General features: G+C 57.6%; 1 protein-coding gene. It reads left to right on the top strand.

The genetic code is table 11. From position 1 onward, the window contains the following. Positions 1-1097, top strand: a 1097-nt coding sequence (locus HMPREF3153_RS05095; protein WP_246817167.1) for an ISL3 family transposase, incomplete at its 5' end; no start/stop codon positions are given. Positions 1098-1110 lie beyond the last annotated feature (13 nt).

Genomic DNA, 1110 nt, shown 5'->3' with positions numbered 1-1110 from the left:
TGCGCCTTCCACGCTACCGGTGCACCAACAAGCGCTGCTTGCAGAAGATCTTCCGCGCGGGCCTTACCTGCGCGCCCGACAATTCAAAGACCACGGACAGGGTGACCCGCTGGATCCTGCAACGACTCTGCCTAGATCGGATGAGCGTTGCCGCTGCAGCCAAGTCATTAGGCCTGGGGTGGGATACCACCAACGCCTTGGCCTTAGCCGCTGTCCAGGACTTGATCTACAACGACGAGCACTACCTCGACGGGGTCAAGGTCATCGGTGTTGATGAGCATCGCTGGTCGCACAACCGACGCAAATGGCGCGACGGATACGTCACCGTCATCGTTGATATGACCGACCACCACGACAAGGATGGAAACGTCATCCGCCCCGCTCGGCTTCTTGACGTTGTCCCAGGCAGAAGCGCTGACGCGTTACGAACATGGCTGAATAATCACAGCGAGCAGTTCCGCGATCAGGTCAAAATCATCAGCATGGACGGCTTCCAAGGCTATGCCACCGCCGCTGGCGAAGTCATTCCCAACGCCACCCAAGTCATGGACCCGTTCCACGTTGTACGCCTGGCCGGTGACAAGCTCACCAAGTGCCGCACCAGGCTCCAGTTAGAAACAACAGGCCGACGTGGCCGCAGCAAAGACCCGCTCTACCGCAACCGGAAAACACTGTTGACCACCGAGCACCTACTCACCGACAAGCAACGCGGGAGGCTTGAGGAACTGTTTGACTTCGACGACGACTACGCGCCGCTACAAGAGACCTGGACCTACTACCAACAAGTCATAAGCTGCTACAACAATCCCAACAAGCAAGCAGCCAAGAAAGCCATGAGCACGCTCATTGACACGCTTGTTGACATCAAAGACGCCGGGATCGCTGAGATCGCGCAGCTCGGCAGGACCATGAACAAACGCCGCAAAGACATCCTCGCCTACTTCGACCACGGAGTATCCAACGGGCCTGTCGAAGCGATTAACGGTCGGTTGGAATTCCTACGCGGCATAGCCCTCGGCTTCCGCAACCTCGACCACTACATATTGCGGTGCCTGATCCACGCCGCCAACATCCGACACAAAATCAATGCACTCTAAAACCGGAAGAGCC

This window comes from Corynebacterium sp. HMSC06C06 (assembly GCF_001807295.1).
GTDB lineage: Bacteria > Actinomycetota > Actinomycetes > Mycobacteriales > Mycobacteriaceae > Corynebacterium > Corynebacterium striatum.
This window is presented reverse-complemented; position numbering and strand designations above follow the sequence as displayed.